Genomic DNA, 25,733 nt, shown 5'->3' on the forward strand with positions numbered 1-25,733 from the left:
ATAGATAGCTCAAGCACAGAGGTGCGACTGAAGCCCGCCCGGGTCACCGCGGCGGGCTTTCTCATGCCCAAAACCTCAATCAAATCAAGCGCCTAGCCGTCATCACCCCACCCCCTCGGGTCCTCCCCGGGGTACCCCGGGTGTATGCGGTGGGGCTGAGCGCGACCTCGCGTTAGTTATCCCGCTGAATTCATTATGAAAGTCGTGAATTCATGGCTATGATGACCAAGTCCGAATTTGCCGCCTTCATGAAGGTTGGCCCCTCGGCGGTGTCGAACTGGGCCAAGCGCGGCTTGATCGTGATGGGTCCGGATCCGGACTGCCCAGGCCGTGAGAAGGTCGACGCGGAGAAGTCCGCGATCCTGATCAACGCCACCGTCGACCGATCGCGCGGTCGCCCCAAGAATTCCGAACGCACCGCCGCCGAAGCGCCGGCGGACGAGAAAAATCCGAACAAGTCGCCGACGCTGGAAGGGGCTTCGCCCACAAAGCTGAGCCAGGTAGAGCAAGCGCGTCTGGACGAAATGCGCGAACGCACGACGCGGCGGCGCATCGAGAACGGCCAGTTGCTAGGCCAGCTGGTCCCGGTGGCGGAGTATGAGCGCCGCGCCGGCGACATGGGCCGAATGATCCGCGAGAGGACGCACGGCCTAATCCGCCAGCACGCCGAGCGCCTCGCGGCCGAAACGGACCCGCGCGCTGTGGCGGCGCTGCTGGCCGGCGAGTTCGACAAGCTTTTCGAGAAGATCGCCAGCGAGCTCGAGGCGGAGGCCGTCGCCGAGCTCTCGGCCGATATCACCCTGGCGGCGGTTGAGGCCGAAATCGAGGAGGACGAACCCCCAGCGACCTAGGAGGGCCGATGAACGCACCGACCTTCCTGATCCCATCGCCCTACGCGGCGGAGGTCCTGGGTGCGAACGCCGTTCGCATCAACCACGCTTTCGCCGCTGGCCTTCGCCCGCCACCGAGGATGACGCCGGCGGAGTGGGCGGAGAAGTATCGCGAGTTTCCGGACGATGCGCCGTTGCCCGGGCCGTGGGTCCATAGCAATGCGCCGTACCTGGTCGAAATCATGGAGGCGCTTTCGCCGCACGATCCGTGCAGCGAGATCGACATCATGAAGTGCGCCCAGTCGGGCGGATCGGCCTCGGGCGAGAACTGGATCGGCTACATCAGCGACATTGCCCCGGGGCCGCTGATGTACGTTCAGGCGACGATCACGGCGGCCAAGGATTGGCTGGCCGAGAAGTTCTGGCCGATGGTGGAGGCCACGCGCCGCCTAAACCCCGAAAAGGGCGGGACGGTGATGCCCAAGGGTGCGCGCAAGGGCGACGGCTCGACCAGCCTGCGCGTGCGCTTCCGGCGGGGCGGCTGGATGCTGATCGCCGGCGCCAACTCGGCCGCCACGCTGCGCCAGCACTCAATCCGCTATGTGATCGAGGACGACCTCGATCAGTTTCCGGACAACCTGGACAACCAGGGCTCGCCCGAGGGCATGATCACGGCCCGCCTGCGCACCTACGCGCGGCAGGGGATCTCCAAGCGCCTCGGGATCTCGACGCCGACGATCAAGGGCGGATCCAAGATCGGCAGGCGCTATCGCGCGAGCGATCAGCGCCGGTTCTATCTGAAGTGCCGCCACTGCGGATCGCGCTTTGACCCGGTGTTCTCCGATCTCCGCTGGCCGGATACGCGCCCCGACCTGGTCGAGCTCGTTGCGCCTTGCTGCGGGGTTCCTGTCGCGCACTGGGAAAAGGAGCTTATGAGCCTGGCTGACGGCTGGGTTCCGACGGTCGAGATCAATGGCGAGAAGCCGCCGCGCGTCCTGGCTGAGCAGGAAATCGCCTATTGGAAGGCGCGCGATCTGCAGGGCCGCCGCCGGGGCTACCACATCACCGGCCTGATCAGCGCGTTCATGACCTGGGCGCAGCTGGCGGTCGGCTTCGTGGACGCGCAGGGCGACGTCAACAAGCTCAAGACCTGGACCAACCTCGACATGGGGGACGAGTTCGAGGTCAAGGGCGATGCGCCGCCGGCGGAGGAGCTCGCCATCCTGCGCGAACAGGATTGGGGCCGCGACCAGGTTCCCTGGGGGCCTTCGATCTTCACGCTTGGCGTCGATGTCCAGGGCGACGGCCTCTACTTCGAGGGCGTCGGCTGGGCCTATGGATTGGAAAGCTGGGGCTTGGACTTCGGCTTCATCCCCGGCGCGACTGACGTGCCCGGCGAGGGCGCCTGGGCGATCCTGGAAAAGGTCGCGCAGCGCACCTTCGTCATGCCGGGGGGCAAGGCCTACGGCTACGACCAGATCTGCGTCGACGCTGGTTACAACACCGAAGCGGCCAAGGCGTTCTGCAAGCGAAGCCCAAAGCGCCTTGCCGTCTTCGGCAGGCCCGGATGGTCCATGCCGATCCTCGGCCGTGGCCAGGCAATCGCCTATCAGGTCGGCGTGAACAACCGGCGGAAGGCCAAGAAGAAGGCGGGGGACGACGCGCACCTGGTCGGCACCTTCGGTGCCAAGCTGTGGTTCTACGGCGTCCTGCGTATGTCGATCGCGCACGCCAAGGCGGATGGCGAGGGCCCGTCGCCCATGGGCCTGGTCCACTTCGGCCGAGACGCAACGACCGAGTACTTCGAGATGCTGACGGCCGAAAGCGTTGTCACCGAAAAGGTTGGCGGCGAGACCCGGCGCGTCTGGAAGCCCGACCCGGGCCGGCAGAACCACTGGCTCGACTGCCGGATCTACAACCGTGCGGCCGCCGAGGCCCTGGCCCTCGGGAGCCTTTCCGAGGCCGACTGGCTGGCCGGCCAGGCCCTGCGCTATGCGCCCGCTGACCCTAACCAGGGCGACCTGGTTAGCATGATGAACCGACCGCTTTCGGGGTCGTCACCCGTCGTTTCCCCGACGGCCCCGGAACCCTCCGCCGCCCCTGAAGCCCGTGGGGCGGCGGAGGTCCCTCGAACGGATCCCGACGGGGTCTACATCGACAGCTCTGACTGGAGGCTTTGATGCCCGCACCCGACTACGCCGCCGAAATCGCCGCGCTTAGGTCGGGCCTGGCCAACAGCGAACTGACGATCGAGACCAATGGCGAGCGCGTCACCTACACGACGTTCACCGAGATCCGCCGGCGCATCGACTATTTCGAGAACCTGGCCGCCCAAGCCTCGGCGTCGTCGCGCGGCGCGGGCTTCGGGTTCTCGGCCGTCGCCTATTCGGGGGACTGACATGGACCTGGGCGACCTGCTCGACCGCGCGATCGAACCCTTCGCGCCAGCCCTGGCCCGGCGCCGTCATGCCCAGCGCTCCGCTTTGAAGCTGCAGCGCCAGTTCGACGTCGCCGCCAACGGTCGCCGCCAGGAGAACTGGCGGCGCACCAGCGGCAGCCAGGACCGCGAGATCCAGCAGGGCCTGCGCGGCGCCCGCAATGCCGCGCGCGAGCTCGTGAGGAACAACAAGTACGCCTCTTCCGCGCTGCGCCACATGGTCGTGGCGACGATCGGCGACGGTATCGAGGCTCGCGCCGTTCATCCGGACGAGGCCGTCGCGCGAAAGGCTCAGGAAGCCTGGGAAGCTTGGGCGCACGGCCCCGTCGATGGGCGAAACGACTTCTACGCCGTCCAAAAGCTGGTCTTCCGGGGCATGGTTGAGTGCGGCGACATGCTGATCGTCTGGCAACCCGACGCCAAGGGGCCGGATGGCCGCGTGCGCGTCCTCGAGGGCGACCTGCTGGACGAGACCAAGAACGAGGACCGCGCCGACGGCACCCGGATCGTTCAGGGTGTGGAATTCGATAAGGACGGCAATCGCGTCGCTTACTGGATTCTGCCCCGTCATCCTGGCGACATTGGCGGCGCGTGGGCGCGCTCGACCCGTTACGACGCGGCGAACGTCGACCACGTCTTCGAAGAGCTACGCGCCGGCCAAGCGCGCGGGATCTCCTGGTTCGCGCCCGTCGGCATGGATTTTCGTGACGTCGCCGACGTTGAGCAGGCTCGCCTGCTCAAAGAGAAGATCACCGCCTGCCTGGCTATCGTGTTCAATGCGCCCGAAGGCAGTGGCCCTACGACTCCGTTCACTGAAGAGGGCGCTACGGTCACTGCAAAGACTGGCGAGAAGCCGGTCGAGACCATCCGTCCCGGCCTCGTCATGCGTGGCCGGCCGGGCGAGACCGCCACTGTTGTCCAGCCGCCAGCTGGAGGCGAGACGACTCAGTTCATCAAGCAACAGGTCGCGGCGATGACCGCTCAGTTTGCGCCCTACTACCGGGTCACCGGCGACGTGAGCGAGGCGAACTATACCAGCCAGCGCGCCGCGCAGATCGGCGAGTATGGCCTCCTCGACGATCGTCAGCAGAACATGATGATCCCTCTAGCCTGCAATCCGGCTTTCAAGCGGCGCATGCGCCGCCTGGCGGCCGAGACCGGTGACAAGCGCTTTCTCGAGGTCAAGGTTCAGTGGGCCGTCTACGTCCGCCGCCTGATCGACCCGGTAAAGGATGTCGCCGGCGAGAAGGCGGAAATTCGGGCGGGTCTTAAGACCATGCCGCAGGCTCTGTCGGAGCGTGGCCGCAATTGGCGAGATCACGTCGCCGAACAGCGGCAATGGCAGGAAGCCACGGACGCGGCCGGCGTTGTCTTCGACACCGACGCGCGCCGCATCGACGGTAGCGGCGGCCTCCAACCGCCCGCCGGCTACATCGCGCCCACCAGCGCAAACTAGAGGACCCCATCATGACGCGTTCGGCTCTTCCCGCGCGAGCGGAAGACCGTCGCAGTGCGCCTCCTGATCACCACGGAACGCGCCTCGCGACCTTCAACGGCTCGAGCTACGACGCCGCCAACCGGACGGTCGAAGCCGTTCTCTCGGTCGGCGCTCGTGTGCGGCGCTGGTTCGGTTTCGAAGAACTATCCATGGACGCCCGCGCGGTCGACCTGGCGCGCGTGGCCATGGGCCAGGTGCGGCTGCTCGACAGCCACAACCAGTGGGACATCGACGCCGTGCTGGGCGTGGTCGTCACCGCTCGCGTGCAGAACGGCCAGCTGGTCGGCACTCTGAAATTCGCGGACACCGAACGCGCTCGCATCGCCGAGGGCATGGTGTCTCGCGGCGAACTGACCGGGATCTCGATCGGCTACAACATCCGCGCCTGGCGGCTGGTCGAGATCGACGCCAACGACAACGAGATCTGGCAGGCCTCCGAATGGGAGTTGCTCGAGGCCAGTCTCGTCTCCGTACCCGCCGACCCGAACGCCGGGGTTCGATCAGCGGCCGCCCCTCCCGGCTCCAACCCTTCTCAACCGAACGAGGATCCCGACATGGCAACCCGCAACCAGCCGGGCGCCCCGGCCGCCCCGGCTGCACCGGCCCCGGCCGAGCCCGCCGCCCGCGCTCAAACCCCGCCGGCTGCGCCGGCTCCCGCCGACCCGGCCGCTGTTGCTGCACCGGAAGTTCGCGCCGCCCCGGCCGCCCCGGCTGCTCCCGCTGCCTCGGCCGGCGATGCGAACGCCGTTCGCATGTCGGGCGTGGACGCCATCGACTTCACCGAGACCGCTCGCTCCTTCGGCTTCGAGGGCGCCCAGGTCCGGAACTGGGTTGAGAACATGACGCCCCAAGCGGCCCGCGACGCCCTGCTGTCGGCCGCCGCTGAGCGCCAGCGCGCCGCCGCGCCGCTGGCCCCGGCGATGTCGGCTGGCCGGGTGACGGTTGACGAGCGCGACACCATGCGTTCGGCCATCACCTCGGCCCTGCTGCACCGCTTCAATCCGTCCAACGAGCTCAGCGAGCCGGGCCGCGAATTCCGGGGCATGAGCCTCCTGGAAATCTGCCGCCGCAACCTGGAGCGCAACGGCGAGCGCGTGGCCGGGCTCGGCCGCCGCGAGATCGCCGATCTCGCGCTGCGCCAGCACTCCACCAGCGACTTCCCGAATATCCTGGGCAACGTCACCGGCCGGACGCTGCGCGGCGCCTATGAAGCCTCGCCGCGCACTTTCACCCAGTGGCAGCGCCGGGCTACCGCGCCGGACTTCAAGCAGGTGACGCGCCTGCAGATGGGCGGCGCGCCGTCCCTGCTGGCCGTGCCCGAAGGCGGCGAGTTCAAGATGGGCACCATCGGCGAGGCCAAGGAGGTCTATGCCCTGGCGACCTACGGCCGCCGCTTCTCGGTGACGCGTCAGACGATCATCAACGATGATCTGGACGCCTTCACTCGGATCCCGACGCTGTTCGGCCGCGCTGCCGCCGACTTCGAGAGCGACGCGGCCTACGCCCCGCTGATCTCGAACCCGAACATGGGCGACAATATCGCGCTCTTCCACGCCAGCCACGGCAACCTCGCCGGCGCCGGCGCGGCGATCAGCGAAACGTCAGTTCAGAACGCGGAAATCGCCTTTGGCGCTCAAACTGGTATCGAGGGCCGCCCGATCAACGTCTTGCCCCGCTGGATGATCGTGGCGACCAAGGATCGTGTCCCGGCGCTAAAACTCCGCGGTTCCACGGGGTCCCAAGCGGCGAATTCGCAGCCGAACACCACCAACGTTTATCAGAACGCCTTCGACGTGATCGTCGAGGCCCGCCTGTCTCGTGCTTCGGGCGCGGTCCCGTGGTTCATGGCCGCCGACAACGCCCAGATCGACACGATCGAGTACTGCTACCTGGAAGGCGACGACGGAGTTTACCTCGAGGAGCGTAATGGCTTCGAGGTCGACGGCATCGAGTACAAGGCCCGCCTGGACTTCGCGGTGAAGGCCATCGACTACCGTGGCCTCTACATGAACCCGGGCACCTAAGCCGCCCGGCTGAGACTTCCCCCTCCCCACCTTCCGAAGGGCCGTCCTCTGTGGCGGCCCTTCGGCTTTCTGGACCTGCGCAGATCTCCAAGGCCGCGCCGCGCGGCCTTCGACGTCTTCGCCGGAATCGTCCGGCTTCCATCGAAGGACCTGCACCATGAAGACCATGCTTTCGTCCGGCGACCGCGTGAACGTCACGACGCCCGCCGGCGGCCTGACCTCGGGCCTGGGCGCCCTGATTGGCGCCATGTTTGGCGTCGCCATGAACACGACCGTCCAGGGCGATCCGAACGTCCTCGTCCGCGAGGGCGAGTTCACGCAACCGAAGGCCACCGGCGAGGCCTGGACCCAGGGTCAGCTGCTGTACTGGGACAACACGAACAAGCGCTTCACGACGACGGCGTCCGGCAACACCAAGGCCGCCGTCGCGTCGGCCGCGCAGCTGGCGGCCGCGACCACCGGCGACGTCATCCTGGTCCCGACGATCTAACCGATCGCCGGACCACTCGCCCTCTCCCTCAACTGATCCAGGAGCGCCACGATGCGCCTGTATGCTTCCCTGGCGAGCGTGAGCGCGCTCGCCCTGCTCGCCGCCGAGACCGGCTCGGGCTCCGCCGCGCCGGAAACGCCGCCGGCTCCGACGCCTGAAGAACTGCAGGCAGCCGAAGGCGCCCGCGCTAAGGCGGTCACCGACCTGGCCAAGGTCAAGGAAGAGACCGCTTCCGCGATCGCCGAGTCCGAAAAGCAGATCAAGGCGGCCGACGAAGCGAAGGCCAAGGCGGACAAGGCCAAGGCCGCCGCCGAGACCGCCAAGGCGGAGGCCTCCAAGGCCAAGTCCGACGCCGAGGCCGAAGCCAGGGCGGCCGACAACGCCAAGGCCGATGCGCAACGGGCGCGCAGCGAGCTCGCGCAGGCTCAGAGCGATCTGGAGCAGGCCAAGGTCGCTCTGGCCGAGGCCCAGGCCGCCGCCGAAGCTCCCGAAAAGGGCGTCTCGGAAGTCGAGCCGTACACCGGCCCGCGCCAGGTGATCGTCTGGGCCGAGCCCGGTCACCCGATGATGTCGATCGGTGTCCTGGTCAGCGTCCCGGCCGACGAGGCCGAGGCGCTGCGCGCCCGGGGCCGCGCTCGCTTCGCTTCGCCGGAAGAGGTCGAGGCCGGCGGCGAGGACATCCCCGAACTGCAGGGGCTGTAGGCCATGAGCTCGCCGGCGAACCGCCGGGCGCGGACCCTCGAGTCGGTTTACCGCGCCTGGGGCGAGCCGGCGGGCTGGATCTCGGTAAACGGTGACGTGATCACCGGGATCAAGGTGCGTCGGATCGCCCAGGAGGAGGACGTCGTCGACTACGGCGGCAGCAGCCGCGCCGTGGTCGAGCGGATCGTTCTGCGCGTCCGCGTCGCCGAGGTCTCGACTGCCCGCAAGGGCGACCGGATCGAGATCATGGACGACGCGGGCGAGGTGATCGACGCCTACCTGGTCGCGGATCGCCCGCTGAAAGCGCGGATGGGCCAGGAATGGCGCGTCGAGGTCGAGGTGGCCGATCATGGGAATGGGGGTTGATGGTCCGAAGTCGCGCGACGTGGCGTCGGGCCTCGAGGAGGACCTCGCGCGGATCCAGACGGCCGCTGTGCGCGAGGCTAGCCAGCTGTTCCGCGACGACCTGCGCCAGGAAACCCGCGAGGCGTTTATCGGCCGCACGGACTTTCGCAGTCGCCTGCCGATGGCCTGGCGGATGAAGGCCTATCCCCAGTCGGGTGCTAGTCTAGATCCGGCCGGCTGGATCTACGTGCGCGGCCCGCGCCCCGGCGCGCCGACGGCAGGCACACCGGCCGCCGTACTGATCGACGCCTTCGAAAAGGGCGTGACGATCAGCGCTCGCCGAGGGGGGTGGCTGGCGATCCCCACCGAGGCGGCCGGCAAGCGCGCGCCGCTACCGGGTGCGCCGGCGCGCGGACGCGGATCCCAGCAAGCGCGGATCACGCCGCAAGGCTTTGAACGTCGCAGCGGCATGACCCTGCGCTTCGTCCCCAAGGGGCCGGGTAAGGCCTATCTGGTGGTCGACAACGCGCGCCGTGACCGCCTTTGGCGAGCGCAGCCCTACAGCGCCAAGGGCCGTGGCTCGAAGCTGTACGGCCCGGCGGGTCAGACCATCGTCGTGTTCACCCTGGTGCGCCAGGTGCGCCTGCCCAAACGCCTCGATTTCACCGGCGCCGTTCAGCGGGCCGAACAGCGCTGGGAGGGCTTGCTCTCGAAGCATTGGAGATAGCCATGGCTGATCCGCGACAACTGCAGATTCTTGAGGCGATCGAGGAGTTGCTGCGGAGCGGCTTGGCGGCGGCGGAAGTTGAGTTCCGCCGCAATGATTTCTCGCTCACAGATCCTGGCGAGAGCGACAGCGTGAGCATGTATGACGGCGATCCAGGAGCGCCGATCGAGGAGCTGGTCGGCGGTTCCAAGACCTACCGCCACGAGATCCCGCTGGAGATCGCGCCGACGCAAAGCAGCGCGGATCGCCGGATCCACGACATCCACGGTCGCATCAAGATCCTGGTGAAGGCCGATCGGTCCCTGGGTGGCCTGGTCGACTACCTGGACCTGACCGAACTGGCGAACGCGCCGGTCCCGGTGAGCGAGTCGAAGACCCTCACCACTGGCCTGGCGAGCCTGATCGCCGAGTACACCCTCTAACCACGGAGAACTGACATGGGCGCTCGAGCTCGTGGTGCGAACGTTCAAGCGGCGCTCGCCTTCGCCTCGACCTACGGAGCCGTTCCGGCTTCCGGCTTCTACCAGATCGAGGGCGCCGACCTCGGCGACCTGGGCGACAAGCAAGGGCTGATCGAGGACGATCTGCTGGGCGGCGGCCGCGAGCCGAACGCGCCGACGGACGACGTCATCAGCAACGGCACGAACATGACCGTTCCGGTCGATACGCGTTGGATCGGTCTGTGGCTGAAACTGCACTTCGGCGCGCCGCAAACGACTCAGGGCTATGCGGCCGTCGGCTCGATCACCTTCGCGAACAATCCGACGGCGGACGACACAATCACGGTCGGCGGTCAGGTGTTCACGTACAAGGCCAGCGCCCCGGCGGCGAACCAGATCCTGATCGGCGCCACCCTGGCCGACACCGTTCGCAACACGGTCTGGGCGTTGAACGAAAGCGCGGTGGCCGGCGTCGCGGCGGCGTCCTACTCGACCGACCGCGACTACAATGCGGTCTCGATCGAGCACAAGACGATCGGCACCGCCGGCAACAGCTTCGCGATCGCAGCCTCGGCCGCCACGGCGTCCGGCGCGACCCTTTCGGGCGGTTCGGCGACCGGACCCTATAACCACGTTTTCACGTCGGGCGCTCTTTCGCTGCCCGACGCCGCGATCGAGATCGGCCATCCCGAGGTGCCGTCCTATCACATGAACTACGGCGTGATGGGCAATACCGGCTCGATCGCCCTGCAGCGCAGCGGCCTGCTGAACCTGGTCCAGGCGGTCATCGCCCAGGGCGAGAAGGCCGCGAGCAACACGTCCGCCGCCGGTACGCCGACGGTCTTCAACAACGGTCTGGTCGAGCGCTTCGCCCAGGCCGCCGGCGATATCCTGGACCGGGGCGTCCCGCTGGCCGAACTCGTGTCCGGCGAGGTCAGCTGGAGCAACAATCTGGACGTCGCCGAAAACATCCGTCCCGACGGGCGGATCGACGGCGCGGATCCGGGGAAGTTCAGCGCCGGGGCGCGGGTCACGGTGCGGTTCAAGGATCGCCTCTATTACGACCTGGCCCGGGCGCGAAAGGATCTCGACTTGGCCGCCCGCTGGACGCGCGCCGGCGCGAGCCTGAAGATCCGGCTTCCCGCCTTCCGCCTGCCGGCCATGGTCGCCAAGCCGCTGAACGGCCCGGGCGGCATCCAGCAGACCTATGAGGGCCAGGGCTACAAGCACCCGACCCTGGGGCGCACGATGATTATCACCCTGGTCAACGACGTCCCCAACTACAACTAGCCCCCGCGCCCCATGCGAACGCCGTTCGCATGGGGCCGCATAGGATCCCGACATGCCTGTTTTGAACGCCGCGAGCGACACGCCCGCGCTGCACGTCGTCGATTTGCCGCCCGACGCGGATGGCGACATCGGCCGTCTTCACCTTCGCCCGTGGGGCGCGGGAATTCGTCTCGCCGCCCTTCGCGCCTACTGGCAGGCCCTGGCCGCCACCAACGACGTGGCTATCGCGGACGTCGCCTATACCGTGGGGGCCATCGGCGCGGCCGTGGCGGGATGGGACGGCTTCAAGGACGCAGCCAGCCAGCCTCTGGACTTCGCGCCAGAACTCGTCGGCGCGCTGAAGGATCTGATCGCGTCCGATTACGAGATCTACAGCGCGATCCACGCCGACTACGTCGCGCCGGCCTTGGCCCGGGATGCGGAAAAAAACGCATCATCGCTTCCGCGCGCTGGTGGTTCGCCGGCGGAAGCGAAGACGGAGACAGCGAACCCCTAGTCGAGCGCTGGGGCGGCCGGAACTACTGCAGCGCTTGCGAAACACCCTGCGACGCCTGCCCGCTGCGCAACCGCGTCACGCGGCGCGAAGACGGCGAGCTGATCTATACGCCCGCGCCGCTGGGGCCGGTTGGCGAGACGGTCTGGGATGTCGTCCAGGAGTGCGGCCACCAGGTGCGCGTCGCACCCATGGGCGGCGTCGTCGGGCTGGATTTCAACGCCGTCTATGCCCACGCCGCCGCGCGCGGCGCTGATCTCAGCCTGCTGGCCGATGTGCTGCCGGCGGTCGAGCCCTTCATCCTCTTCGCCTGGAGCCCGCCGCCGTCATGACCGTGCGCCAGATCTCCTATCGCCTGAAGGCGGACGGCAAGGCCGAGCTGCAGCGCGACGCCCAGGCTGTCGGCGACGCCCTCGAGGACGCCGGTCGGCGTGGCGACGCGGCTTTCGTGGCCGCCGGTCGCAGCATGCAGCACACCAGCGAGCTCAGCGACCGCCAGGTGGCCAAGTACAAGGCTCTGGCCCAGGCCGCTCGTGAGGCGGAGCGCGCCGAGCAGGCTCAGGCGAGGTTCAATTCGGCCCTAGGCGTGGGCGGCGGCACGGGGCTTCGTCCCTCCGACTTCCTAGGCGCTGACGAGGTCGGCGGCGGCGTCCTGACCCGAGGCCAGCGCGCCGGTCGTCTGAACCTGGTCCGCCAGGGCGCCGACGTCTTCACGACCGCCAGCATGGGCATGAGCCCGGGCATGATCGCGATCCAGCAGGGCCCGCAGATCCTGGACGCGCTGGCGCAGGCCGGTCTCAAGGCGACCCCCGCCATGATAGCGCTGGGCGCGGGCATTACGGCGGTCGGCGTGGCGGTGATCGCGGCGGCGGCCGCGCAGAACGCCTACGAGAAAAGCATGATCGGCCTGGACGTGGCCGCGCGGGGCCTGGGCGCCAGCGCGGGCATGACGGCCGATCAGATCAATGCCCAGGCCATGGCGGCGGCTGATGCGAGCGACATCTCGAACAGATCGGCGCGGTCGATGGCGGCGGACTATGCCGCGACCGGCCGGATCGGTCAGACCGTCTTGGGCGACCTGGTGGCGATCACTGGCAGCTATGCCGCGACCACCCGGCAGGACGCTGCGTCGGCGACCAAGGAACTCGCTTCGGCCTTCTCCGACCCGGCCAAGGGTGCCGCCGACCTGAACCAGAAGCTGAACTTCCTGAGCGTCGCCCAGGAACAGCACATCGAGAACCTGGCCAAGAGCGGCCGCGAGGCCGAAGCCCAGGCCGAGCTGGTCAGGGCGTTGCGCGGCGCGATGATCGACGCCAGCGATACGACGACGGGGTGGGCTCATGCCTTCCAGGGCCTTTCCACGGAGGCCGGCAACGCCTTCGATGCGGTCGGGCGCTATATCGACCGCCTGGTCACCGGTGGTTCGAAGGCCGAGCAGCTGACCCGGGCGCGCCAGGGCCTGGCCCAGGCGAACACGATGCTGGGCCTCGACCCGACGAACATCGTGGCCCAGAACAACAAGCGGCAGTTTCAGGCCGAAATCGACGCGCTCTACAAGGACTTCGTCGCCGAGACGAACAGGCTGCGCGACGCCGGCATCAACCAGCGTGACCGCGATCGGCAGGTGATCGCCGATCGCTATGTCGACCCCAAGGTCAAGTCTCTGCGCGACAAGCAGGCCGAGCGCGCCAACTACCTTTCCAAGGGCGGGAAGGAAGGCGACGACACGATCAAGAAGATCGACGCCGATATCCAGGCGCTGAAGGCTGGCTATAGCTCCGCCGCCGACATGGCCGCCAAGCTGAAGTCCGAGCACGAGAGGGCCATTCGCGAGGGCCAGAAGGCCACGCGCGAAAGAGAGGCCGAGGCGCGGAAGGCAGCCCGCGATACCGAGGAAGCGATCCGTCTGGAAGGCGCGCGGGCCGACCACGTGTTGGACAACCAGCGTCGCGTCGCGCAGGCCGCCAACGACGACAGCACGCTCGACCTCCTGGCGCGCCAAGGCCGCCTGCAGGAGGAAATCAACCGCTGGGTCCGCGAGGGCCTGAGCGTCGAGCAGGCCCGCGTCAACGCCCGGGCGCAGATTGCGGCCGAAATGCAGGCCGAGTCGGACGCGCTGCGAAAGTCGCTTTCGAACCCGGAAGGCTTCGTGTCGTCCCAGGATCGGATGGCCACGGCGCTGTCGGGCGCGACCATCAAGCCCTACAGCGCCCTGGACGACTACGCTGAGCAGCTGCGGATCTCGACCGGCCAAGCGTTCAACGACGGCCTGGTGTCGGGCATCATGAACGGCAACTTCTGGGACGCCTTCACGAGCCGGCTGAAGTACGCCGCCGCCACTGGCCTGGCCGACAGCCTGACCTCGAGCCTGTTTGGCAAGAGGGACGGCACCGGCAAGGCAGGGGCGTTGGTCAGCTTAGCTTCCAAGCTGATCCCCGGGTTCGCGGTAGGCACGAATTCCGCGCCCGGTGGCCTGTCTCTTGTCGGCGAATACGGCCCCGAGATCGTCGAGCTGCCGCAAGGAGCGAAGGTGAAAACATCGTCCGCGACCCAAGCCATGTTGCATGGCCTGGGGGCGCGGGCGGCGAACGTTGGAACGGGAGAAGTCGTGAACTTCCACTACAGCCCGACCTACCACCTCCAAGGAACGGCGGAGGAAATCAGGGCCCTTCGCGGAGAAATGGCCCAGGACCGCGCCAATTTCCGCGCCAACGCCATCCAGGCATATGCCGATGCCAAAGCGCGGCGGGTGATCCAATGACGACTTACCCCTTGGCCATGCCGGATACGGGCCCTGCGTCGCTTCGCTTCGATCCCAAGCGGGTCGACTACATTTCGCCCAAGGCCGGCGGGCGGCTGAACGCGGTCTCGGCTGGCGTTCCGCTTTGGTACGGGCGCTGGGAGTTGGGCGGTTCGATTGGCGCTCGCCGGTCGGAGATCTGGCAGGCTTTCGTCGACCAGCTGGACGGCCCACGCCGCTACTTCCTCGGCTGCGATCATTTTCGGCCCATGCCACTGGCTTATCTGGCCTCGGGAATGACCGGCCTGGTCCGGTCGGGCGGCGGCGCGTTCGATGGCTCGGCGACCAGCTGGTCGCAGACAATCGCAGCCGACGATCAGCCCTTGCTGGATCTCGCCGGGCTACCGCCAGGCTTCGTGGTCTCGATCGGAGACTATGTCGGCTTTCGCTGGCAGACCGGCGGCGAGGATCGGCGCCACCTGGTGCGCGCTCAGCAGGCCGCCGTCGCCAGCGCTGGCGGGGCGATCGTCGGCCTGGCCATCCGGCCGGCGGTGCATACCGTCGTCCCGGTGAACGCGGTCGCACACTTCGACAAGCCCGCCTGCCTGATGAAGCTGATCCCAGACGAGACCGATCTCGGCTCCAAGGATCGTCGAGGATCTCTTTCAGGCGTGGTGGCCGGCATTCAGGACCTGATCGAATGAAGATCTTCTCCGAGGCCGCGTTGGCGGCGCTGAACCAGGGCGCGGTCGTCGCCGGCGCGATGCTGATTGCCTGCGACCCTCCGGTGAAGGTCTGGAGCGGCTACGGCGCGGTGACGATCGGCGACGACGTCTTTCAAGGGATCGGCGATCGCGGGTTAGTCCAGGCCTCTGGCGGCGCGATCGGCGGCGCGGCCGAGCAGGTTACGGTGACGCTGAGCGGCGTTGAGCCCGCCCTTCTGGGCCTGGTCGACGCCGCGTCGCTGCGCAACGTGCCGGCGGTGCTGTGGCGGCTTGTCTTCGACGCCTTGGGGCACACCCTTCTGGACGCCAAGGTCTTCGCGCGCGGTCGTCTCGACCAGGTGATCACCAACGAGGTGGTCGGCGGGGACGCGACGATCAGCGCCATGATCGAGGGCGCGGCCAAGGGTCTGGGGCGATTCCGCGGCCGTTTGCGCAGCGACGCGGACCAGAAGCTGAACAACCCGGAGGACGATGGGTTCAAGGCCGTCAGCTATGCGGGCCAGAAGATCCTGTACTGGGGCGGTGCGATCCCCTCGACCGTCACCGGAGCGACCTACAGCAGCGCCGTCGCCGCCGGCGGCTATCTCGACAAGTTCACCGGCTGAGGCCTTTCGCATGGTTCGGAATTATGAGGCGCTGCACGCCTATGTGGCGTCGCACATGCGAACGCCGTTCGCATGGGGCCAGCATGACTGCGTGCTGTTCGCGGCGGGTGCGGTGCAGGCCCAGACTGGCGAGGATCCGCTGCGGGCCTATCGCGGCCGCTGGGCCTCCGAGCGCGGCGCTGCGCGCGTCCTGAAGCGCCTGGGCGGCATGGAGGCGGCCGTGAACACCGTCCTGCAGCCGATCACGCCAGCGATGGCACAGCGCGGGGACGTCGCCGGCTGGCTGGACGCCAGGGGGCGTCTGCAGCTGGCGATCGTCGAAGGTGAAACCCTGGTCGGCCCTGGGCCGTCCGGACAACTTCGCCTGCCCCGTAAGGCCATGACCCGCGCCTGGAGCGCCATGCGATGACCCGACTGACCCGCGCTCAGCGCCGGGCGATCCTGGCGCTGAGCGCGACTGTCGCGTTCTTGACGCCCGCCTGTGCGCATGCCGATCCGATCACCGCGACGATCGTCGCCGTGGTCAACGTCATTGGCGGTGCCACGATCGCCGCCGCCGTCGGCAACTTCCTGATTGCCTACGGCGCGATCATCTACTCCACGGCCGCCAGCTGGGCGCTGTCCAAGGTCAGCGGAGCCAAGGCGGCTTCGGCGAAGGACCGCCAGGCGTCGGTGGCGACGCTGTCGGTGGGCGAGGTTGCCCGCGAGGCCCTGGTCGGCGAGGCCGGTACGGGCGGTTCGCTGGTCGACGGTTACTACTACGGTGGCAAGAACGGCACTGACTGGAACGTTCTGGTTATCGCCGTGGCCGATCACCGTTGCCACGCCCTGACCGGCTACTATGTCCAGGACACCTACCGCACCCACACAGGCGACGGCGTCGTCCCGGGCTACAATGGCCAGCTGAAGGTCTGGTGGCGGCCGGGCGCGGCCGACGACGCTCCCCTGCCGCCCGAGATCTCGGGCCTGGGTCCGGCTGTCGCGGACGGCGCGCTGCGGGGCGTGGCTCGGGTGATCGTCGCCTATCAGGCTGATGCGCCCGACGCGAAGAACCCGATCTGGACCACGGGCCGTCCGTCGTTCGTCTGGGTAGTCAAGGGCCTGCTCTGTTACGACCCGCGCAAGGACGACACGGTCGAGGGCGGGTTCGGCGGTCATCGCTGGGACGATCCCAGCACGCGCGAATGGTCGGAGAACGCCGAGGTCATCCGCTACAACATTGCGCGCGGGATCTACTTCCTGGACCAGGTCGACCAGCCAGCCGCGCTGATGCTGGGTCGGGGCCTCACCGCCTACGAAGCGCCGCCCGAACGCGTGGCCCCGATCGCCAACGTCTGCGACGAGTTGGTTGAGGTGATCGACGCCGAAACCGGCGAGACCCGTCACGAACCGCGCTATCGCGTCGGTGGCGTGATCGGCGCGGACCAGACCTTCGACACGGTCGAGCAGTGGTTCGCAGACGCCATGGGCGGCCACATCGTCCAGCCCGAGGGCGGGGTGGCGGTCGAGCCTGGCTATGCCCGCAACCCAGTCGCGGACATCACCGATAACGACCTGGTCGTCGGCGAGGCCGTGCAGTGGTCCGACGAGGTTTCGGACGGCGATCGCATCAACAGCGTCGTCGTCAGCTACGTCGAGCCCGACCAGAAGTTCGCGATGACGACCGCCGGTGTCCTGCGGGACGAGGCTGACATTGTCGCCGACGGCGGGCCCAAGGAGCTGCAGCTGTCGCTCGTGCTGGTCCGCCACAGGAGCCAGGCGCTGCGGATTGGCGAGATCCGCCGGCGTTCAGCGCGTCTCGAGAAGCGCGGCGCGCTTGTGCTGGGGCCGGAATACGCGGGGCTCGAGGAGGGCGACTGGATCACCTACACCTCCGAGCGGCGAACCGGCGGCCAACCGATCACCATGCGGGTGGCCCGCTACGGCCTGGCCGCCAACTGGCGTAACAGCCTGGCGCTGGAGCAAACCGCGTTCAGCGTTTACGGCGCCGGCGGCCCGGCCGTGGTGGTTCCGACCGTGCCCGTCGAGATCCCGCCTGGCGCGCTGGCGCTGGACGGTGTCTCGGTGATCCCGATCCTGCTGCAGGGCGAGAATGACAGCTTGCTGCCCGCCGTGGCGGTCGGCTGGGAAACGCCCGTCGACTCGGCGATCACCACTATCCGCGTCGAGGTCCGCCTGCAGGGCCAGTTGGCGACCACGCCGACCAGCACGACCGAGGTCAACGCCGGCCAGCTGGTGGTGACCAACGGCGTGCCGCCGGCGGCGCATATCGAGGTCCGCTTAGTTCCGCTCGGCGCGCCGGGCCGGTCGATCGTGCCGAGTAACTGGATCTCCGTCACGACGGGCGGTCTGGTCGCGACCGACACCATCAACATTGGGGAGTTCACCAAGGAGCAGCTGCGGACTTGGACGCAGCTGACGGACCTTGCGAACGCCAATTCCCGCGACGCACTGATCCGCGTGGCCAATGCCATGGCCGTTGCGGAGGCGGCGGATCAGGACCTCCTCGGTCAGATCCGCCCCGCGAGCGGTCGGCCGATCGGCGCGACCCTCGACGACCAGGTTCGCATCGTCGAGGACAACACCCAGGCGATCGCCGAGCACTACGTGGAGATGACGGTTGGTTTCGCTAACGCGGCCGCCGCGCTTTCCCTTGAGATGCTCACCCGGGCGACCGCCGACGAGGCCCTGTCCGTTTTCCAGATCAACCTCGCTGCCGTCGTCGCGGACAACTACGCCACGGTAACCAGCCAACTGGCGACCCTGACCACGAACCAGAGCGCCACGGCCACGGCCCTGACGGCCCTGACGACGAACTTCAACAACAACGTCGCCTCGGTCAGCACTCAGCTGACGACCTTGTCAAACGCCCAGAGCGCCCAGGCGTCCAGCATTAGTTCGCTGTCCTCTACCGTGAGCGGCCATACGTCCTCGATCAGCTTCATCGCCACTACGCTGGCGACGCTGAATGGACAGGTCGGCGCAGCCGTCGGGGTCAATCTGACAGTCGACGGGCGTTCGATCGGCTGGAAGGGCATCAATAGCGGCGCGACGGGTGGCTGGGTCATGGACGGGGACTACTTCTTCTTCCGAACCTCGGGCGGCGACCGGCAGTTGGTCTCGATCCTAGGCGACCTGATCTATCTGGGCACCAATGTCCGGATCGGCGGCAACCTAGTGGTCGAGGGGACGATCGACGCTCCGCAGCTGGCCTCGCGCGCGGCGACGAGTGTCTCCCGCTCAAGCGCTTCCTGGGTCATGTCGGGGTCGGGCGGCTATCAGACGTTGCTGTCCCACTACGTCTACCTCTCCAAGGCCGGGACGATCGACGTTCACGCAGCCATTTCGCAGCACTTCCCGAGCGGCGACCGCAGCTGGGCCTTGGAGCTCTATATCGACGGTGGCCTTGAGTACCGAACCTACGGCGCCAATGCCCAGGACTCGGTGCCCCTGAGCGGCTCTCGCGACTGCGCGGCGGGCTATCGCTTGGTCGAGATTCTTTGGTCCGGCCACAGCAGCACAAACGTCGACTATCGAAGCATGACCTCCATGGCGAGCTGGTGACCCGATGACCGAAGCGACGATGATCAACGCCGTGATCTACGAACCCCTTCCAGGCGACCCGACGTCTGGAAGGGTGCTTTGGTCTACCCGGGCTCCCGCCGGCGCGATGGCCATGGAGCAGCGGCCATGGATCGCCACCGTCGAATACGACGGCGAGTACGACCGCAGCCACAAGGTCGAGGGCGGCCAACTCATCCAGACCCATCGCTGGATCCTGGACGCCGATGGCCGCCGGGTCGGCCTGGAGCCTCTCTAACCACAACGAAGGACGTCGAGATGTCTGACGAAACCACGGCCGCCGCGTCGGCCGGGGCGAGCCTTGCCGCGCTCGCAGCCCTGAAGAAGCAGCAGTTGCAGGCCAGCCTAGACCCGCTGCGAACCCTGGTCGCGCAGGCCGATACGCTGACAGCCAGCCAGCTGGCTACGGTCGCCCTGACGCTCTCGCAGCTGGTGGATGACCCCCAGGCCAAGAACACGATGGCGCAGGTCGGCATGCAGATCCTGCCGAACCTCGCGACCTCCCTGCGCGAGGCCTTCACGAAAATCGAGAAGCAACTGGAAGCCTAAGACATGGCCATCGGTATCCCGGAATTCGCTACGCAGCTCGCCGCCCTGCAGGCGCAATTCGCGGCCGGGGAAATCGACCAGGCGGAGTTGGCGGCGGGCCTGCAGGCCCTTTGGGAGGAGACGGAGAATATCGTCCTCCTCTTCCAGAACATGCAGGAAGTCATCGCCATCAAGGCGACGATCCTCACGGCGCTGCAGGCGGCCCTGAACCTGAAAGGCACGGTGGCAAGCGTCAGCGCGCTGCCGGCCGAGGCCGAGGATGGCGAAGCCTATCAGCTCGTGAACCCTGTCGATGCGCTCGACGGCCACCTGTTCCGACGAGTGGCGGGGGCCTGGACCGACGCGGGTCCGCTGCGTGGTCGTGTCGGTCTAAGTGCGTTCGAGATTGCGGTTGCTGTCGCGGAAGCGGCTGAAGAAGAACCGCCCCCGAACGAAGCGGCTTTTATCGCCGCGATCAAGCAACCGGCTTTGGACGCCGCCGCTGCAGCGGATGCGGTAAGGGAAGCCACGGACCAGGCGCGCCTCGATGCGCTGGACGCCAAAGAGGCGACGGAAGCCGTTATTGATGCGGCGAACCTCAAGATCGACGAAACCGAGGACGTCCGCGCTGCTACAGACCAAGCGCGTCTGGAAGCGCTCGAGGCTAAGGTCGAGGCGCTCGCGGCGGCCGCATCCGCGAACCTCGCTCGCGACGTCGCCCGCTTCAAGGCGATCTATCTCACCCGCGCCGCTCTCTATGCGGACCTTGACCATGATGCGAAGGTCCTGGGCATCGTCGCGGACGACAGCAATCCGACCTACAACGGGACCTATGTAAAGCAGGGCGCCAGCGGGACCGGTTCGTGGTCGAAGATCGACTCGGTCAATGGCCTGACCTTCCAGGAGCTGCCCCGCGACACCGGCTATCTGGCCGCGTTCTGTGATGCGGCCGGCCGTCCGGCTTGGCTTGTGCGCCTCGACGGCGCGTTCGAGGTCCGCAAGATCGTCATGCCGGCGGGCATCCTGGCGGGGGCTTCTCTGTCACCAGGCACCGTCGACGCGTCGAAGCTCGAGGCGACGATTCAGTCCAGCCTCACCCGTATCCCTGCCGAGTCTCCGGTCGAGGAAACGGGCTATGTCTATGCGATCACCGACGCGGCCAAGCGGCTGTTGTTCGGCATCGCGCGCGACGGCTCGACGTTCATTCCCAAGTTCTCGCCGCTTACCGCCCTGATCCCCAAAGACTTGTCGGTCACGAGCGCGAAGCTGGCGACGGACCTCGCCGCCCTGATCGCAAGCCCCATGCTGGCGTCAGAGACCGGCTACGTCTGGACGATCACGGACGCGGCCAATCGCCTGCTCGCGGGGATCAAGCGCGACGGGACCTTCTACGCCGCCAAGTTCGAACTGAAGGATGCCTCGATCACGGAGGCCAAGTTCTCGGCCGAGGTTCGCCAGCTGATGGCGACGAGCCTCTCGCCGGAGAGCGGTTATGTCTACGCCATCGTGGATGCGGCAAACCGTAGGCTGTTCGGGATCAGGACCGACGGCACTCTGGTCGGCAAGTTTGAGAACGCTCTGAACGACGGCGCCGTGACGACGCTGAAAATCGCCAGCGGCGCGGTCACCGAGGGAAAGCTGGACCCGCCGATGGCGCGCCTTGCGGTTCCACGGGTCGGGGACGTCATTGAGGTTCCACCCGACGCCTGGCGTTCCAAACTTGGAAGCGTTGCGGTGCGTACCGAGGCGATCGGCAGCCTATGGGCTCAGTTCCCGAGGTTCATGACCAAGGCGCTTCGTGGGCTGAACCCGGCATCGACCTCGATCGACTTCCGCAAGTCGGCTGGGCTGTCGTTCAGGGGCAAGCGACAAGGGAACGACTGGAGCCCCGTCGCGACGACAGCCGTGCCTTCGCTCGTCAACAAGGGCAACACGACCGATCCATCCGCGCTGTCCACGGCCGGCCGCGTGCTCGGCGACTACTATCGCTACTCGGTAACGAGCAGCACGACCACCTTTGACGGGCAAACGGTCGGCCTGGGCGACCTGATCGTCTACGACGGCTCGGATTTCCGCGTTCAGAAGGGGCCGACCCCGCCGAATGGCGGCGGCTACACCAGCCGAGAGCGTGGCGATTGGTGGGTCGTGACGGCTGACGGAACGTTCGACGGCGTGTCCTACGTAGCCGGCGACCGGATCGTCTGCATCGGTTTCGATAGCCAATCAGGCTTTGGCGTCATGCTTTGGTTCAAGGGCCAAGCCGCCGAAGGTGACCTGTTCTATCGCGGCGAACATGACGCGTCGGGCGGCGCCTATCCGGCCAGCCCAGCCCATGGCCACACTTGGCAGATCTCGGTCGCGGGCACGATTGGCGGTGAGGCGTTCGCGGCGAACGACTACTTGATCTACGACAGCGGTGTTTGGGGGCGCGTGCCTGGTAACCCGATCACGACGGTGGCCAGCGGCAAGATGATCCCTGGACTGTCTTGTGTGCAAAGCGCTTCGGAATGGGAGGTGCGGCGCACCGACAAGAACAACAATCGCGTCGGCGTCACTGCGGCCGGCCGCCATCAGCTTTCTCCTCGACGCAGCTCGGACGGCATAGTCTGCCGGTCCGACAGTATGTTCGGCGTCGCCGCGATCCAGACGAACCTCGGCAACCTTGTAACGCCGCGCCAGGTCGTGGCGATCGCAAGGGGCGGAGGCACCAGCGACAACGTCCTGGCGACTATGGAGCATGAGATCGCGAACCGGGGCGATCCGTATCGTGGCTGGTTCGAGTTCATCTGGCAGGGTCAGAACAACCAGCCGGGCGCCGTTGGCGATGCGAACTGGTGTCGCACGATCGAGGCCGCGCTGCGGATCGCCGAACTGATCGGCGTTCGGGATAGTCGGTTCGCCTTCCTGTCCATCCTGGGCAGCATGGCGATGACCTTTGACGGCACGCGGATCAACTGCACCCAGTGGGAACCGATGCACGCCGGCACCCACGTCCTAGCCAAGCTGGAGGACTGGTACGCCACCAACTTCCCGGGCCAGTTCGTGAACACCCGCAAGGTCCTGCTGGCGAAGGCTGCCGCGAGCGCGGTTCCCGATCCGCGTGTCCTGGGCGCCATGACCGAGGCGCAGACGGCCGCAGCCTATGGCTGGGTGCCGTATAGCTGGATGAACAAGAACACGGCCTACAGCTTCTCGCTGGTGGGGCTGAACTATATCGGCTGGTGGTCCGGCGCGGGGACTCTCCCCAGCGGCGGCGCTGATGGCGACGCCTATGTGCGCAGCGGCGGGGCCACCACGATCGGAACCGGCGGTGTCGGCAATCTCATCGTCCGGCAAGATGGAGTTTGGGGCGAGTACGCGCCCGACACCATCCACATCGGCGGAGGGGCCACCCAAGGCGGCCCGCAGCTCGCCGCCGCGCTTAACGATCACCTCATCACGACCAAACTATAGGAGCCTGATAATGGGCCAGCGCGTCAGCCTTAGTGACTATGTCACCGACACGAATATCCAGCCCCTCTACGATGATCCAGGCATTTCGGCAGGCACGCTGTTCCTGATGGACGGCGCGCACTCGAAAGGGGCCTTCACCGGGGTTCCGGCCAACGGCGGCAGCATCCCCAACATTGCTGCCTCGGCCGCCGCGGAGCTCACCGGGGCGGCCCCCGCGACCCTGAACGGGCTAGTCACCTTCGCCCGCGAGTCCACGAGCACCCTACTGGTCGAGCGCACAACCAAGCTCGGCCTGCACGGTCTGCCGTCGCAGAGCGCGCAGACAATCGCGAACAACGGCTGGTTCTTCACGCTGCCGAACGCCATTCGCGACTACATCTGGGGCCTCGTTCCCACCGGGGGCCTCTACGTGTCCCTCATGAGCTGCAAGACTCGCGAGTACACCGGTAGCCCGGCGGCACCGCAGTCCCACGCCCACATCCACAGCGCTACGGCGGCCACGACGAATTACCTGCTGCACTCGCTTGGCGGACAGGCGCCCGTACCAATATCGGGATCGCAGCTCATCGGTAAAACGCCGGCCTCGCCCCCGGCCGTTAATACCAGCATGCTATCGGCCATCGGCGTCAGCAACTGGACGGGAACTAAGCCCTCTTCCGGCGCGAACACGATCACGGGGTTTGGCGTGGGCATCTTCGGCTCGTGGTCGTCCCTGAACATCAACAAGGGCGACGGCATAGTCCTGTACCGGATAAAGGTTGAGGACCTCACGAACACCAGGCGGGCCAACAACGGTGCAGGCGGCACGCTTGCCGAAGAATATGCAGCCGCTCTGGCGCGCGACCAGGAGGACTTCAACACGTTCTTTGGTGTCGGCGGAAAGTTCAACGGCGACACTTGGACCAACCCGGCGACGTTCCCGTGAGGCGGCTCGATACGCGGCGAAGCGAACGCCTTCGTCCTGCCGTCGTGCTGCCGAGCATGTTTACTGGCGACGCGTCGTCGGCGGCGCAGCGCCAAGCTGCGCGACTGCTCGCTTTAGGCCTGGCGAAATCTCGAGTAGTGCTCCAATGGCCCGGAACAGCCCCGCCAGCAGATCGTGGGGAACCGGCGATCCGAGGTGAGCCGGTCCAGCGCTCTTGAGCGTCAGGTAGGCTTGATCATTCTCGGGGTCGTGGGTCAGGCCCAGGGTCTGGATTGGGAACGGCACGACGACTGGTCCGTCAGGGCGTTCCTCCGCCAACTGATCAGCCTTTGCCTTGATCGCTTGTAGCTCTCGAATGACGTGATCGAGAACGGACGGCTCACAGTCGAAGAGGATCGTAGGGCCGCCTTCCACCTTCAGCCCGAACCCTGCACGCTCGCCTTTGGGCCACATGAGCACCTGGTCAGGACCGGAGATAGGGTAAGGGCCCTCTTCGTCTCTCTCTTCGCTCAAGCTCGCCCTCCTCTTCGAAGGCGGCAGCTAAGCCTTAACCACGCGCGGGAGTCGAGCCCGCCAGTAACGCATCACCATACAAAGGGGGCGGCCATGGCCGACAATTCGGGGGACCCGCATCTGCTGGCCCTCCTCAGCAAACTCGCGCCGATGACGCCTGGGGTCGCTGGCGCTGTTTTGTCGCTGGCGTTCGGTGAAAAGCTCACGGTCAGAGGTAAGGCCTTCAGCGTTCTAGGCGGCTTCCTCTGCGCTCTGTGGATCGCGCCGGCGATCGTCGCGGGCGTCGGCGCGGTGTGGCCCTGGGGCAAGCCGCCGGCCGAGTTCGGCAGCGCCTTCGCGTTCCTGACCGGCTTGTTCGGCATGATAGTGCTGGCCGGCCTAGCCCAGGCGGCCGCCAAGTACGCGGGCGATCCGCTGAAGCTGATCAAGTTCGAGGTCGGCGGACTGCGCATCGGCGGCGGGGAGGCTTAAGGCCATGGCGCAGATCCTCTCGATGATCGCGGCGAGTGTCCTCGTGGGCATGGTCTGCCTCCTGCTGCTGGGCTGGGGCGGCCTGCTGTCCCGGCTGCAGCGCCTGGGCCTGGCCATGTTCGCCTCAGGTCTGGTCCTAGCCGCGATTCCGCGGTTCAACGGCCAGCCCCCAGGCCTTGGTGATTTCCTGATGTTGGCCGGCCTGGCGCTGTTCTTCGGCGCGACCTACGGCCCCAAGATCCTGCGTCACGTTGACGGCCTGGACGGCGTCATCGACGGCCGCGCGCGGGTTGGGCCGATCTCGATCAGCCCCGAAGCGATCCGCCAGGCGATGGCGCTCGATCGCCGCCGGCGGCTTCTGCCCTAGTTCTCTGCGAACGCCGTTCGCATCCCTCTCCATCGTCAAAAAGGATCCTCGTCATGGCCGATGCGCCTTGGCTCGCGGTCGCACGCGCCTTGATCGGCGTGCGCGAGACCCCTGGGCCTGCCAACACTCCCAAGATCATGGAAATGGCCGCCAAGGTCGGCGCGCGAAAGCTGGGCGTCGCCTACGCCAGCGACAGCACGCCCTGGTGCGGCCTGTTCGTCGCGCACTGCGTCAACGCCGTGGGGATCGAGCTGCCGCCGATCGCCGTCCGCGCCAAGGCCTGGACGACGTGGGGCCTGGCTGTCACGCCGTGCGTCGGCGCGGTCCTGGTCTTCGAGCGCGAAGGCGGCGGCCATGTCGGCTTCTATGTCGGCGAGGACGAGACCCACTTCCACGTCCTGGGCGGCAACCAGGGCGACAAGGTCTGCGTCACGCGGATCGATAAGGCCCGCAAGGTCGCCTGCCGTTGGCCAGGGGGCCGGCCGATTGACGCGCGGCCGCTTCGCGTGAGCGCCGCCGGCGTGCCGGTGACGACGGGGGAGGCCTAG

At 67.2% G+C, this 25,733-nt stretch carries 26 protein-coding genes; 25 read left to right on the forward strand and 1 reads right to left on the reverse strand.

What is annotated here, in order from left to right; translation table 11 throughout:
• Positions 1 to 221: 221 nt before the first annotated feature.
• From CVUC_RS05310 to CVUC_RS05410, 22 genes are all read left to right on the forward strand, one after another.
• Positions 222 to 851 carry a hypothetical protein gene (locus tag CVUC_RS05310; protein WP_233279784.1) on the forward strand — a complete coding sequence of 210 codons (630 nt, stop codon included), beginning with the start codon at positions 222 to 224 and terminating at the stop codon, positions 849 to 851.
• Positions 852 to 859: 8 nt separating this feature from the next.
• Positions 860 to 3,010, forward strand: a complete 2,151-nt coding sequence (locus CVUC_RS05315) for a phage terminase large subunit family protein (protein ID WP_096033617.1) — start codon at positions 860 to 862, stop codon at positions 3,008 to 3,010.
• Positions 3,010 to 3,228 carry a phage head-tail joining protein gene (locus CVUC_RS05320; protein WP_096033618.1) on the forward strand — a complete coding sequence of 73 codons (219 nt, stop codon included), beginning with the start codon at positions 3,010 to 3,012 and terminating at the stop codon, positions 3,226 to 3,228. The genes CVUC_RS05315 and CVUC_RS05320 overlap by 1 nt, the downstream gene beginning before the upstream one ends.
• 1 nt (position 3,229) lies before the next feature.
• The gene (locus tag CVUC_RS05325; RefSeq protein WP_096033619.1) at positions 3,230 to 4,723 is read left to right on the forward strand and encodes a phage portal protein; all 1,494 of its coding nucleotides are present in this window, start codon (positions 3,230 to 3,232) and stop codon (positions 4,721 to 4,723) included.
• Between the two features lie 11 nt (positions 4,724 to 4,734).
• A complete protein-coding gene (locus CVUC_RS05330) occupies positions 4,735 to 6,789 on the forward strand; it encodes a prohead protease/major capsid protein fusion protein (RefSeq protein WP_096033620.1) in 2,055 nt (684 codons plus the stop codon).
• Positions 6,790 to 6,946: 157 nt separating this feature from the next.
• Positions 6,947 to 7,279, forward strand: coding sequence for a DUF2190 family protein (locus CVUC_RS05335; RefSeq protein ID WP_096033621.1), 333 nt, complete (start codon positions 6,947 to 6,949; stop codon positions 7,277 to 7,279).
• Positions 7,280 to 7,330: 51 nt separating this feature from the next.
• Positions 7,331 to 7,981, forward strand: a complete 651-nt coding sequence (locus CVUC_RS05340; protein ID WP_096033622.1) for a hypothetical protein — start codon at positions 7,331 to 7,333, stop codon at positions 7,979 to 7,981.
• A 3-nt stretch (positions 7,982 to 7,984) separates the two neighbouring features.
• Positions 7,985 to 8,347, forward strand: a complete 363-nt coding sequence (locus CVUC_RS05345) for a head-tail joining protein (RefSeq protein WP_096033623.1) — start codon at positions 7,985 to 7,987, stop codon at positions 8,345 to 8,347.
• Positions 8,331 to 9,053: a DUF6441 family protein gene (locus tag CVUC_RS05350; RefSeq protein WP_125469933.1), complete on the forward strand. Its 723-nt coding sequence runs from the start codon at positions 8,331 to 8,333 to the stop codon at positions 9,051 to 9,053. Before CVUC_RS05345 ends, CVUC_RS05350 begins: the two co-directional genes overlap by 17 nt.
• A 2-nt stretch (positions 9,054 to 9,055) precedes the next feature.
• Positions 9,056 to 9,475, forward strand: coding sequence for a hypothetical protein (locus CVUC_RS05355; protein ID WP_096033625.1), 420 nt, complete (start codon positions 9,056 to 9,058; stop codon positions 9,473 to 9,475).
• A 15-nt stretch (positions 9,476 to 9,490) separates the two neighbouring features.
• A complete protein-coding gene (locus CVUC_RS05360) occupies positions 9,491 to 10,783 on the forward strand; it encodes a phage tail tube protein (RefSeq protein ID WP_096033626.1) in 1,293 nt (430 codons plus the stop codon).
• A gap of 52 nt (positions 10,784 to 10,835) precedes the next feature.
• Positions 10,836 to 11,279, forward strand: coding sequence for a hypothetical protein (locus CVUC_RS05365; protein WP_101685796.1), 444 nt, complete (start codon positions 10,836 to 10,838; stop codon positions 11,277 to 11,279).
• Positions 11,280 to 11,452: 173 nt separating this feature from the next.
• Positions 11,453 to 11,608: a DUF7697 family protein gene (locus CVUC_RS19845; protein WP_164512717.1), complete on the forward strand. Its 156-nt coding sequence runs from the start codon at positions 11,453 to 11,455 to the stop codon at positions 11,606 to 11,608.
• On the forward strand, positions 11,605 to 14,037 hold the full coding sequence (locus tag CVUC_RS05370; protein ID WP_096033628.1) for a phage tail length tape measure family protein: 2,433 nt from the start codon (positions 11,605 to 11,607) through the stop codon (positions 14,035 to 14,037). The genes CVUC_RS19845 and CVUC_RS05370 overlap by 4 nt, the downstream gene beginning before the upstream one ends.
• On the forward strand, positions 14,034 to 14,720 hold the full coding sequence (locus CVUC_RS05375) for a hypothetical protein (RefSeq protein ID WP_125469934.1): 687 nt from the start codon (positions 14,034 to 14,036) through the stop codon (positions 14,718 to 14,720). The genes CVUC_RS05370 and CVUC_RS05375 overlap by 4 nt, the downstream gene beginning before the upstream one ends.
• A complete protein-coding gene (locus tag CVUC_RS05380; RefSeq protein WP_096033630.1) occupies positions 14,717 to 15,346 on the forward strand; it encodes a hypothetical protein in 630 nt (209 codons plus the stop codon). The genes CVUC_RS05375 and CVUC_RS05380 overlap by 4 nt, the downstream gene beginning before the upstream one ends.
• Positions 15,347 to 15,356: 10 nt before the next feature.
• Complete coding sequence (locus CVUC_RS05385; RefSeq protein ID WP_096033631.1) at positions 15,357 to 15,755, forward strand: DUF6950 family protein; 399 nt, start codon at positions 15,357 to 15,359, stop codon at positions 15,753 to 15,755.
• On the forward strand, positions 15,752 to 18,910 hold the full coding sequence (locus CVUC_RS05390; protein ID WP_096033632.1) for a hypothetical protein: 3,159 nt from the start codon (positions 15,752 to 15,754) through the stop codon (positions 18,908 to 18,910). Before CVUC_RS05385 ends, CVUC_RS05390 begins: the two co-directional genes overlap by 4 nt.
• Before the next feature lie 4 nt (positions 18,911 to 18,914).
• A complete protein-coding gene (locus CVUC_RS05395; protein WP_096033633.1) occupies positions 18,915 to 19,166 on the forward strand; it encodes a hypothetical protein in 252 nt (83 codons plus the stop codon).
• A gap of 20 nt (positions 19,167 to 19,186) precedes the next feature.
• Entirely contained in the window at positions 19,187 to 19,477 is a 291-nt protein-coding gene (locus tag CVUC_RS05400; protein WP_096033634.1) for a hypothetical protein, read from the forward strand.
• Positions 19,478 to 19,480: 3 nt separating this feature from the next.
• Positions 19,481 to 22,909, forward strand: a complete 3,429-nt coding sequence (locus tag CVUC_RS05405) for a hypothetical protein (protein ID WP_096033635.1) — start codon at positions 19,481 to 19,483, stop codon at positions 22,907 to 22,909.
• Positions 22,910 to 22,919: 10 nt separating this feature from the next.
• On the forward strand, positions 22,920 to 23,834 hold the full coding sequence (locus CVUC_RS05410) for a hypothetical protein (protein ID WP_096033636.1): 915 nt from the start codon (positions 22,920 to 22,922) through the stop codon (positions 23,832 to 23,834).
• Positions 23,835 to 23,894: 60 nt separating this feature from the next.
• Here CVUC_RS05410 and CVUC_RS05415 read toward each other — a convergent pair whose 3' ends face one another.
• On the reverse strand, positions 23,895 to 24,347 hold the full coding sequence (locus CVUC_RS05415) for a hypothetical protein (protein ID WP_096033637.1): 453 nt from the start codon (positions 24,345 to 24,347) through the stop codon (positions 23,895 to 23,897).
• A 93-nt stretch (positions 24,348 to 24,440) separates the two neighbouring features.
• Here CVUC_RS05415 and CVUC_RS05420 point away from each other — a divergent pair, with 93 nt between their 5' ends.
• The 3 genes from CVUC_RS05420 to CVUC_RS05430 are packed head-to-tail and all read left to right on the forward strand — an operon-like array spanning position 24,441 to position 25,733.
• The gene (locus tag CVUC_RS05420; protein WP_096033638.1) at positions 24,441 to 24,818 is read left to right on the forward strand and encodes a hypothetical protein; all 378 of its coding nucleotides are present in this window, start codon (positions 24,441 to 24,443) and stop codon (positions 24,816 to 24,818) included.
• A gap of 4 nt (positions 24,819 to 24,822) precedes the next feature.
• Positions 24,823 to 25,185 (forward strand): hypothetical protein, encoded by a 363-nt coding sequence (locus CVUC_RS05425; RefSeq protein ID WP_096033639.1) that lies wholly within the window; start codon positions 24,823 to 24,825, stop codon positions 25,183 to 25,185.
• Between the two features lie 53 nt (positions 25,186 to 25,238).
• A complete protein-coding gene (locus CVUC_RS05430; protein WP_096033640.1) occupies positions 25,239 to 25,733 on the forward strand; it encodes a TIGR02594 family protein in 495 nt (164 codons plus the stop codon).

This window comes from Caulobacter vibrioides, from assembly GCF_002858865.1.
GTDB classification, from domain to species: domain Bacteria; phylum Pseudomonadota; class Alphaproteobacteria; order Caulobacterales; family Caulobacteraceae; genus Caulobacter; species Caulobacter vibrioides.

What these genes read in the sequence shown, in the direction of transcription:
- CVUC_RS05310 (WP_233279784.1), top strand. Translation starts at nt 222, where the DNA reads ATGACCAAGTCCGAATTTGCCGCCTTCATGAAGGTTGGCCCCTCGGCG.
- CVUC_RS05315 (WP_096033617.1), top strand. Translation starts at nt 860, where the DNA reads ATGAACGCACCGACCTTCCTGATCCCATCGCCCTACGCGGCGGAGGTC.
- CVUC_RS05320 (WP_096033618.1), top strand. Translation starts at nt 3,010, where the DNA reads ATGCCCGCACCCGACTACGCCGCCGAAATCGCCGCGCTTAGGTCGGGC.
- CVUC_RS05325 (WP_096033619.1), top strand. Translation starts at nt 3,230, where the DNA reads ATGGACCTGGGCGACCTGCTCGACCGCGCGATCGAACCCTTCGCGCCA.
- CVUC_RS05330 (WP_096033620.1), top strand. Translation starts at nt 4,735, where the DNA reads ATGACGCGTTCGGCTCTTCCCGCGCGAGCGGAAGACCGTCGCAGTGCG.
- CVUC_RS05335 (WP_096033621.1), top strand. Translation starts at nt 6,947, where the DNA reads ATGAAGACCATGCTTTCGTCCGGCGACCGCGTGAACGTCACGACGCCC.
- CVUC_RS05340 (WP_096033622.1), top strand. Translation starts at nt 7,331, where the DNA reads ATGCGCCTGTATGCTTCCCTGGCGAGCGTGAGCGCGCTCGCCCTGCTC.
- CVUC_RS05345 (WP_096033623.1), top strand. Translation starts at nt 7,985, where the DNA reads ATGAGCTCGCCGGCGAACCGCCGGGCGCGGACCCTCGAGTCGGTTTAC.
- CVUC_RS05350 (WP_125469933.1), top strand. Translation starts at nt 8,331, where the DNA reads ATGGGAATGGGGGTTGATGGTCCGAAGTCGCGCGACGTGGCGTCGGGC.
- CVUC_RS05355 (WP_096033625.1), top strand. Translation starts at nt 9,056, where the DNA reads ATGGCTGATCCGCGACAACTGCAGATTCTTGAGGCGATCGAGGAGTTG.
- CVUC_RS05360 (WP_096033626.1), top strand. Translation starts at nt 9,491, where the DNA reads ATGGGCGCTCGAGCTCGTGGTGCGAACGTTCAAGCGGCGCTCGCCTTC.
- CVUC_RS05365 (WP_101685796.1), top strand. Translation starts at nt 10,836, where the DNA reads ATGCCTGTTTTGAACGCCGCGAGCGACACGCCCGCGCTGCACGTCGTC.
- CVUC_RS05370 (WP_096033628.1), top strand. Translation starts at nt 11,605, where the DNA reads ATGACCGTGCGCCAGATCTCCTATCGCCTGAAGGCGGACGGCAAGGCC.
- CVUC_RS05375 (WP_125469934.1), top strand. Translation starts at nt 14,034, where the DNA reads ATGACGACTTACCCCTTGGCCATGCCGGATACGGGCCCTGCGTCGCTT.
- CVUC_RS05380 (WP_096033630.1), top strand. Translation starts at nt 14,717, where the DNA reads ATGAAGATCTTCTCCGAGGCCGCGTTGGCGGCGCTGAACCAGGGCGCG.
- CVUC_RS05385 (WP_096033631.1), top strand. Translation starts at nt 15,357, where the DNA reads ATGGTTCGGAATTATGAGGCGCTGCACGCCTATGTGGCGTCGCACATG.
- CVUC_RS05390 (WP_096033632.1), top strand. Translation starts at nt 15,752, where the DNA reads ATGACCCGACTGACCCGCGCTCAGCGCCGGGCGATCCTGGCGCTGAGC.
- CVUC_RS05395 (WP_096033633.1), top strand. Translation starts at nt 18,915, where the DNA reads ATGACCGAAGCGACGATGATCAACGCCGTGATCTACGAACCCCTTCCA.
- CVUC_RS05400 (WP_096033634.1), top strand. Translation starts at nt 19,187, where the DNA reads ATGTCTGACGAAACCACGGCCGCCGCGTCGGCCGGGGCGAGCCTTGCC.
- CVUC_RS05405 (WP_096033635.1), top strand. Translation starts at nt 19,481, where the DNA reads ATGGCCATCGGTATCCCGGAATTCGCTACGCAGCTCGCCGCCCTGCAG.
- CVUC_RS05410 (WP_096033636.1), top strand. Translation starts at nt 22,920, where the DNA reads ATGGGCCAGCGCGTCAGCCTTAGTGACTATGTCACCGACACGAATATC.
- CVUC_RS05420 (WP_096033638.1), top strand. Translation starts at nt 24,441, where the DNA reads ATGGCCGACAATTCGGGGGACCCGCATCTGCTGGCCCTCCTCAGCAAA.
- CVUC_RS05425 (WP_096033639.1), top strand. Translation starts at nt 24,823, where the DNA reads ATGGCGCAGATCCTCTCGATGATCGCGGCGAGTGTCCTCGTGGGCATG.
- CVUC_RS05430 (WP_096033640.1), top strand. Translation starts at nt 25,239, where the DNA reads ATGGCCGATGCGCCTTGGCTCGCGGTCGCACGCGCCTTGATCGGCGTG.